Source organism: Lentzea indica, assembly GCF_012184385.1.
Taxonomy (GTDB): domain Bacteria; phylum Actinomycetota; class Actinomycetes; order Mycobacteriales; family Pseudonocardiaceae; genus Lentzea; species Lentzea indica.
In genome coordinates, this window is record NZ_VSRL01000336.1 from 1 (window position 1) to 8,146 (window position 8,146).

General features: G+C 68.5%; 10 protein-coding genes and 2 pseudogenes. All 12 read left to right on the forward strand.

Annotated elements, in window-relative coordinates:
• The coding region (locus FXN61_RS44600) for an alanine dehydrogenase (protein ID WP_246293012.1) at positions 1-597 on the forward strand (597 nt) is incomplete at its 5' end.
• 20 nt (positions 598-617) lie between these two features.
• Complete coding sequence (xerD, locus tag FXN61_RS44605) at positions 618-1,493, forward strand: site-specific tyrosine recombinase XerD (protein ID WP_167979880.1); 876 nt, start codon at positions 618-620, stop codon at positions 1,491-1,493.
• A gap of 24 nt (positions 1,494-1,517) precedes the next feature.
• Entirely contained in the window at positions 1,518-1,847 is a 330-nt protein-coding gene (locus FXN61_RS44610; RefSeq protein ID WP_167979875.1) for an ArsR/SmtB family transcription factor, read from the forward strand.
• A gap of 101 nt (positions 1,848-1,948) precedes the next feature.
• Positions 1,949-2,871 (forward strand): annotated as a pseudogene (locus tag FXN61_RS44615) (ParA family protein).
• Positions 2,868-3,188, forward strand: coding sequence for a hypothetical protein (locus FXN61_RS44620; RefSeq protein WP_167979876.1), 321 nt, complete (start codon positions 2,868-2,870; stop codon positions 3,186-3,188). The pseudogene FXN61_RS44615 and the gene FXN61_RS44620 overlap by 4 nt, the downstream one beginning before the upstream one ends.
• Positions 3,185-3,511: pseudogene (locus FXN61_RS44625) on the forward strand (segregation and condensation protein A); the annotation flags it as partial. The gene FXN61_RS44620 and the pseudogene FXN61_RS44625, both read left to right, overlap by 4 nt.
• Positions 3,512-4,034: 523 nt before the next feature.
• Entirely contained in the window at positions 4,035-4,985 is a 951-nt protein-coding gene (locus FXN61_RS56050; protein ID WP_312878477.1) for an FtsK/SpoIIIE domain-containing protein, read from the forward strand.
• The gene (locus FXN61_RS53755) at positions 4,928-5,563 is read left to right on the forward strand and encodes a hypothetical protein (RefSeq protein ID WP_246293014.1); all 636 of its coding nucleotides are present in this window, start codon (positions 4,928-4,930) and stop codon (positions 5,561-5,563) included. The genes FXN61_RS56050 and FXN61_RS53755 overlap by 58 nt, the downstream gene beginning before the upstream one ends.
• 296 nt (positions 5,564-5,859) lie before the next feature.
• On the forward strand, positions 5,860-6,024 hold the full coding sequence (locus FXN61_RS44635) for a hypothetical protein (protein ID WP_167979877.1): 165 nt from the start codon (positions 5,860-5,862) through the stop codon (positions 6,022-6,024).
• Positions 6,025-6,365: 341 nt separating this feature from the next.
• Positions 6,366-7,076 (forward strand): PP2C family protein-serine/threonine phosphatase, encoded by a 711-nt coding sequence (locus FXN61_RS44640; RefSeq protein ID WP_167979878.1) that lies wholly within the window; start codon positions 6,366-6,368, stop codon positions 7,074-7,076.
• Positions 7,073-7,312, forward strand: coding sequence for a hypothetical protein (locus tag FXN61_RS44645; protein WP_167979874.1), 240 nt, complete (start codon positions 7,073-7,075; stop codon positions 7,310-7,312). Before FXN61_RS44640 ends, FXN61_RS44645 begins: the two co-directional genes overlap by 4 nt.
• Before the next feature lie 96 nt (positions 7,313-7,408).
• Positions 7,409-8,146, forward strand: a 738-nt coding sequence (locus FXN61_RS44650; RefSeq protein WP_167979879.1) for a bifunctional DNA primase/polymerase, incomplete at its 3' end; no start/stop codon positions are given.

Consider the following 8,146-nt stretch of genomic DNA (forward strand, 5'->3'; position numbering starts at 1 on the left):
CTGCTGGGCGGCGCACCGGGGGTGGCGGCGGGCAAGGTCGCGGTGATCGGCGCCGGCGTGGCGGGGATGAACGCGGCGACGATGGCGGTCGGCATGCAGGCCGAGGTGATCGTGCTGGACAACAACGTCAACCGGTTGCGGCAGATCGACTTCACCTACCGGGGACACCTGCAGACGATCGCGTCGAACGTCTACGAGGTCGAGAAGGCGTGCTGCTGGGCGGATCTGGTGATCGGGGCCGTGCTCGTGCCGGGCGCGAAGGCGCCGAAGCTCGTCAGCAACGAGCTGGTGTCCCGGATGCGTCCCGGAAGCGTGCTCGTGGACATCGCGGTCGACCAGGGCGGGTGTTTCGAGGACACCAGGCCGACCACGCACGACGCCCCGACCTACCGCGTGCACGACTCCGTGTTCTACTGCGTCGCGAACATGCCGGGTGCCGTGCCGAACACTTCGACGTACGCGCTGACGAACGTGACGCTGCCGTACGTCATCGCGTTGGCGGACAAGGGTTTCGAACGCGCGGTGGCGGAGGATCCCGCGCTGGCCAAGGGAGTCAACGCTCGCGACGGGGAGATCGTCCTGGAAGGACTTGCGTGATCCCGACAGTGGTCACGGACCTGGTGGCGAGCTATCTCGACCACCTCGCCGTCGAACGCGGCACCGCCCGCAACACGCTCGACTCCTACACGCGGGACCTGCGCCGGTACACCGAGCACCTGGAATCCGTCGGTGTGACGGATTTGGGCGCGGTGACCGAATCGCACGTGAGCGAGTTCCTGGCGGTGTTGCGGGAGAGCGGGCTCGCCGCGTCGTCGGCGGCCCGGACGTTGGTGGCCGTGCGAGGACTGCACCGATTCGCGCACCGCGAGGGCGTGGTGCAGCACGACGCCGCGCGTGCAGTGCATCCGCCGTCGCCGCCGAAGAGACTGCCGAAAGCATTACCCGTCAATGATGTTCTGACGTTGCTCGACACCGTCGGAAACCTGCGGGACAAGGCGTTGCTGGAGTTGCTGTACTCGACGGGAGCGCGCATCTCCGAGGTCGTCGGGCTCGACGTGGACGACATCGATGCCGCTGAGCGCACCGTTTTGCTGGATGGAAAGGGTGGAAAACAGCGGCTGGTCCCGGTGGGACGGCCCGCGTTGGCCGCTGTGGACGCGTACCTGGTTCGTGCGCGCCCTGCGTTGGCGGCCAAGGGACGTGGGACGCCGGCGTTGTTCTTGAACGCGCGTGGCGGACGGCTTTCACGGCAGAGCGCGTGGACCGTTCTGAAGACCGCCGCGGAAGATGCTGGAATCACCGCGGTGGTGTCTCCCCACACGTTGCGACATTCGTTCGCCACCCATTTGCTGGAAGGGGGTGCGGACGTTCGGGTGGTGCAAGAACTTCTCGGGCATGCGTCGGTTACGACCACTCAGGTGTACACACTGGTAACCGTTACGACTTTGAGGGAGGTCTACGCAACTGCACACCCTCGGGCCACTGGAACATGAGGCTTCCACGGGTACGGTGGTCAGGTGCCGAACTTGGACGAGCCGTCCCCACAGGCCATTGATCTAGCCGCTGTGCTGCACGCGCTGAGCGACCCGACCCGGCTCGCGGTCGTTCGCCAGATCCAGTCGAGCGGGGAGAGGCTGTGCGGGGCTTTCGAGGTTGACGTCGCGAAGTCGACCCTCTCGCAGCACCTGCGCGTACTGCGAGAAGCGGGCATCACACGCACACGCTGCCGGGGCAACCAGCGCTGGGTGTCGCTGCGCCGCGATGACCTGGATCATCTCTTCCCAGGACTCCTGGACGTGGTGCTTTCAGCTGCTGAGCGACGCACACGAGCGGATGTTCCTGCATAACTCAGTCTTGACAAACACCGGCGAGGCGCGTTGCCGCTCGCACGGGTGCGGCCTAGGCTGCGCCCGGAGAGACGACTACGACCAGTGAGGGAACGCCAGCCATGTCGACACCGGAGCACGCATTTGCGCCCCGTGCCGATCTGAACCTGGCTCCGCACGCCGCGCCGGTGGACGACGTCGCCACCGAACAGGTCGACGGCATCGGTCCGACCGGCCGCCCGCGCCGCCACATCCCCGATCCGCCGCAGCTGCTGCATCACGGCCCGGCGAAGATCCTGGCGATCTGCAACCAGAAGGGCGGCGTCGGCAAGACGACGTCGACCATCAACCTGGGCGCGGCGCTGGCCGAGTACGGCAGACGGGTGCTGCTGGTCGACTTCGACCCGCAGGGCGCGCTGTCGGTCGGCCTCGGCGTGCACCCGCACCAGCTCGAGACCACGATCTACAACGTGATCATGGAAGGCGACACGAGCGTCCGTGACGTCATCCGCAAGACCGTCGTCGAGGACATGGACCTGCTGCCGAGCAACATCGACCTGTCGGCGGCCGAGATCCAGCTCGTGTCCGAGGTGGGCCGCGAGCACACGCTCGTGCGCACCCTTCGTCCCGTCATCGACCACTACGACTACGTCCTGGTCGACTGCCAGCCCTCGCTCGGCCTGCTCACGGTGAACGCCCTCGCGGCCGCGGACGGAGTGCTGATCCCGCTGGAGTGCGAGTTCTTCTCGCTGCGCGGGGTGGCGCTGCTCATCGACACCATCGAGAAGGTCAAGGAACGGTTGAACCCCAAGCTCAACATCACCGGCATCCTCGCCACGATGTACGACCCGCGCACGTTGCACTCGCGCGAGGTCATGGCCCGCGTCGTGGAGGCGTTCGGCGACATCGTGTTCGACGCGGTCATCAACCGCACGGTGCGCTTCCCGGAGACCACCGTGGCCGGTGAGCCGATCACCCGCTGGGCGCCGCGCTCCTCGGGCGCAACGCGTACCGTGCGCTGGCTCGCGAGGTGATCGCCCGGTGAACCGTCGCCCCTCACTACCGGGCGCGGCTGAGCTGTTCCGGCTGACCGCTGCCGCTCCCGAACCCGTTCCGGACTCCGTGGAGGCACCGGTTCAGCGCCGGGGTACCGGCCGGACCAAGCACACCACGAAGATCACGGTGTACGTGTCCGACGAGGAGCTGCTCGCCCTGGAGCAGGCGCGGCTCTCGTTGCGCGCGTCGCACGGGCTGGCTGTCGATCGCGGGCGCGTGGTGCGTGAGGCGATCGCCATCGTGCTGGACGACCTCGAGACGCACGGTGACGCCTCGTTGCTGGTACGCAGGTTGCGCGAGCAGTGACAGAGGACGTTCCCGCTGCTCAGGACGATGGCAAGTTCAAGGTCAGGCTGACGAACTTCGAGGGCCCGTTCGACCTGCTGCTGCAGCTGATCTCCCAGCACACCCTCGACGTGACCGAGGTGGCCCTGCACACGGTCACCGACGACTTCATCGCGCACATCCGCGGCATGGGGGAGGCGTGGGACCTCGACGAGACCACCGAGTTCCTGGTGATCGCGGCGACGTTGCTGGATCTGAAGGCCGCCCGCCTGCTGCCGTCAGGTGACGTCGAGGACGAGGACGACCTCGCTCTTCTGGAAGCGCGGCTGCTGGTGCGGTCGCGCGGGTGGTGCGTACCGGTGTGACGCATGAGCGCACTCGCAGTGTGGGGCGTGCGGTGGTGCGCAACGCCGGATACGCCGTGTCCGGTGCCCGTATCCGGCGGGCGGAGCGCCGCACCCGGCGCAAGCACCTCGACCTGGAGCAGGCCATCACCACGTTGCGGGTCAATGCCAAGGGCGCGGAGGACTTCGCCGTGCTCCGCGAGCTGGAGGACGCGTTGGAGCGGCGCCGCACCGGTGCCGCTCAGCGTGGCAAGGAACGCCGTATCGAGGTGCTGAAGTGGTCCGGCGGTGTGCTGGTGGTGCTCGCGTCCGGTCACGTGGTGCTGCTGGGCATCGCCGCTGTTCAGGCCGTTGTCGGTGCGGGGTCGCTGACCGACCGGTGGCACGGCATCGTGGACTTCTGGACCACGGTGGTGGACCTGTCGCCGGTGGGCGGCTACTGGTGGGCGTGGGCCATCGCCGGAGCTGCCACCTGGGCCGCTCGCTCGATCCCGGTCGGCCGCGCGGCCGGCGCTTTGCCGGTGTGGGCCGCCGACGCCCAGGCCGTCCCGGCCGATGGCGCAGCATCATCCCGGACGAGTCCGCGGTGCTCAACGCGCTGCGGCACCTCACCGGCCTGCCCAAGCTCCGCGACGCGTTCAAGGCCGGATGGGGCAGCAGCATCACGCCGACCTGGATCGACCCGCCGTACCAGGAGGGCAAGGGCTGGCGCATGCGGCTGGTGCTGCCTGAGGGCGTGCCGGTGTTCGAGATCGTCAAGCGCAAGGCGATCCTGGCGCACAACCTCGTGCGCCTGCCGGTCGAGGTGTGGCCGTCCGAGCCCAAGGACAAGCCCGGCGTGCTCGACCTGTGGGTGGCCAACCAGGGCGCGCTGTCCGGGCCGGTCGAGGACTGGCCGTTGCTGCACGAGGGCACCGCGGACTACTTCAAGGGCGTCCCGGCTGGGATGAACATCCGCGGTGACATCGTCACCGGCCGGTTGTTCGAGGCCAACTACGCCGTCGCCGGGATCATGGGCTCCGGTAAGTCCACGCTGCTCATCACCCTGGTGGCGGGCGCGATCCTCGACCCGCTGGTCGAGGTCGACGTGTTCGTGCTCGCGGAGAACGCCGACTACGACCCGTTCGCGCCCCGGCTGCGGTCCCTGCGCACCGGCGCTGGTGCGGAGACCGCCAAGGCCTGCCTGGACACCCTCAACGCCCTGTACGGGGAGCTGGAGGTGCGTGGCAAGGCGCTCAAGGAACACGGGGAACGCAAGGTCAGCCGCAAGCTCGCGGAGAAGGACGCCCGGCTGCGGCCTCGGGTGGTCGTGATCGATGAGTGCCAGGCGCTGTTCATGGACGAGACCTACGGTGAGCAGGCCGTCAACGTCGTCGCGCTGCTGATCAGCGCGCCCGCAAGTACGCGATCACGCTGGTGTTCGCCACGCCGGAGCCGTCCACGGCGTCGCTGCCGCGCAAGATCATGGCCGTGACCAGCTGCAAGGCGTGCTTTGCGATCGGTGACCAGCAGTCCAATGACGCCGTTCTGGGCACCGGCTCGTACAAGGCCGGCGTCTCCGCTGTGTCGCTGGAGCCCAGGACCGACGAGAGCGACGGCGACGTCGGTACCTCGATGGTGCGCGGCATCATGGCCAAGCCCGGCCTGCTGCGGTCGTTCTACCTGCGCAAAGACGACGAAGTCGACCAGGTCGCGCCCATCGTGGAACGCGCCCTGGCGCTGCGGGAGGGCTACCAGCCGCCCGCCCGCAACGAGGACCAGGCCGAGGAGCCCGAACCGGACTTCCTCACCGACCTGGCCCGCGTCATCGGCACCGACAAGCACATCCGCACCATGGTCGCCCTGTCCCGGCTGGCCGAACTCAACCCCGCCCGCTACGGCGACTGGACGTCGAAGACGCTGCGGCCCGCCCTCGACGACGTGGACGTGCCCGTGCGCAAGGGCGATAGCGGCAACAGCGTCATCCGCGCCGACGACATCACCCACGCCATCACCCTGCGTAAGCAGGCTGAGGAGGAGGGCGACGACGGTTTCGGCGACGACGACGCCTGACACCACCCGCCGTGAGGGCAGGGAAGCAGCCAGGGAAGCACCGAAAGTCAGGGATTTTCCCCTGACTGCTTCCCTAACCCTGCTTCCCTGCCCTCACCAGCGCCGATCAACCCCACGGAAGATCCACAACACGGGCCTCTGACCTGCCCGAATCCGCCGAAACAGCGCTCTCGCGTCCCTGGCGGCACCTTCCCTGACCACCCGCACACCCCACCGCGACGCACCCACGTCACCGCGTTCGCGGCACTTCCACACGCCCCCACACCGTCACCCACAGTGACAGGAACGAGGTTCTGATGGCACGCGAGGTCATGCACATCGAGGCGTCCCGATCCTGGTGGAACGGCTCCGCCAAGACCCTGTGCGGCATCACGATCCCAAAGCCGCGCACGTACTGGTTCCCCAGCCTGTCCAGCGCGACCAGGTGCCCAAGCTGCGAGGCCGCGCACAAGGGTCGGTGACCCATGGCGCACGCCTAACTACAACAACCCTTCTTCAGAGTTGAAAACAAACCCGGAAACCCGGAACCGCGCCATCAGACAGGTTCTGATCTGCGGAAACACGGACCGGGTTTAGGGCAACGCCACACCCGGTCCCGGAACGCCAAACCCGGAAACCCGGCGCACACCCGCACCCCTCATCGCACGTTCCAGCCGCCCAGCTCACCGGCAGGCCCTACTACCCCCGCGCGGATTAGTAGGGCCTGCCCTTGAGCTGCGGCGATCACCCGCAGCGCCCATCCACAACCATGATCAGGAGAGCTGTGATCAGCAGCGATAGCAACCGCTATGAACACCCGACGATGACTGTCACCGTAGGCACCGCCACCGACATCGGCGATCGGTCCCGCAACTGCGACGCCACCGCTACGCACTCCACCGCGTCCACCACGGCCGCCGCGCTCATGGACGGCATCGGCAGCACGCCCGAGGTCGAGCACGTGGCCGGTCTGCTGGCGGAGGTCAGCGCCCGCGTGGCCGCCCGTCGTGGCCCGGTCGCCGGTTTGCTGGCCTCGCACGAACTCGTCTCCGGCCCGGGACCGGAGACGCCCAAGCCCAACGCGGTTGGTGCGGTCGCGGTCGTCTACCCCTCGGACCGGGCGATCGTCGCCGCGCACGTGGGCGATTGCCGCGTCTACTCCCTGACAGGCGATGCGCTCACCCAGCACACCACCGACCACACCGTGGGCGAGCTGCTGCGCCAAGTCGGCGTGGACGAGCACGATGCCGTCCTTCACGACAACTGGGTGCGCACCAGCATCGGCAACGCCACGGTGGCCAGCATTCCCGTCGTGGATGTCGTGGCGGACCTGGTGATCCTCACCAGCGACGGTGTCCACAAGGCACTGACCAATGACGAGATCGCCGACGTGGCTACCGCTCTCGCACACGAGCCTCAGATGCTGGCTCACGCGCTGGTGGCCGCCGCCCTGTCCGTGCCGTCCACATCGGACCGCGACAACACCACCGCCGTGGTGCTGCGCGTCGACGCCCCTCAGGAGGCGCAGCGATGAGGATCCGCCTGGAGGGCACCCGTGACGAGGTCGACGCGGCCGTGTCCGCGCTCGCCCACGGTTTCGAGGTGCAAGAGGTCAGCGGCTTCTACCCGAACCGGGGTGCGTCGGTGCTGGGCCGTGTCTACGTCACCGCCACGGTGCTGCCAGCCCACCTCATCCGCGCCCGGTCCACGCGCCTGGACACCAGCGCACCACACCTCGACAGCGACCCGCCGCCACAGCTGACGAGCTAACCCACCCCCACCCGAAGCGGGGCACGACCACACCAGGCCGTGCCCCGCTTCCCGTTGCACCCCAACCACCACAGCCCCCGGAAAGGACATGCGACCATGACCACGAACCGAACCGTGCAGAACGCCGCCGACGCCGCGCTGTGGCTGGCGGTGCACCGCGGCTTTCACGTCCTGCCGCTCAACTACGGCACCAAAACCCCGCTGCGCGGCTGCGTCGACTGCCGCGCCGAACACTGCGACCACACCCCGCAGACCTGCCCGTGCCTGGCACGCGGTGATGGGGCGCTGTGCCACGGCGTGTGGGCCGCTACCACCGACCCCGGCGTGATCGGCCGGTGGGCGCAGCGCTGGCACACCAGCGTCTGGGCTGTGCACCTGTGGGTGTCCGGGCTGCTGGCGGTCGACCTCGACACCCGTCCCGGTCCGCCGCCGCGTCAGCCGCTCAACGGCCTGCCCTGGCCTGCCGACGAGCCACCGCCGGCCGATGGGCTCGACACCTACGCCACCCTCGCCGCGCTGTCTGGCGGAACGGTCGGCACCGACACGTTCACCACCGACACCCCGTCTGGTGGCCTGCACCTGATCTACAGCACCACCAGGCAGTGGAAAGGCAGTCAGGGCAAGGTTCGCGACGGCGACGACACCGTGCGCACCGGCCTGGGCTGGCAGATCGACATCAAGTGCTACGGCGGCTACGTGGTGCTGCCCGGCTCCACCAGCAAAGCCGGTCTGTACCGGCGCAGCTCGACCACCACCACACCCCGGCCCGCTCGACGGCTGGACTTGCCGACCGCTGACCGCGACACGGACCGACCGCTACGGCGACCCACCGAC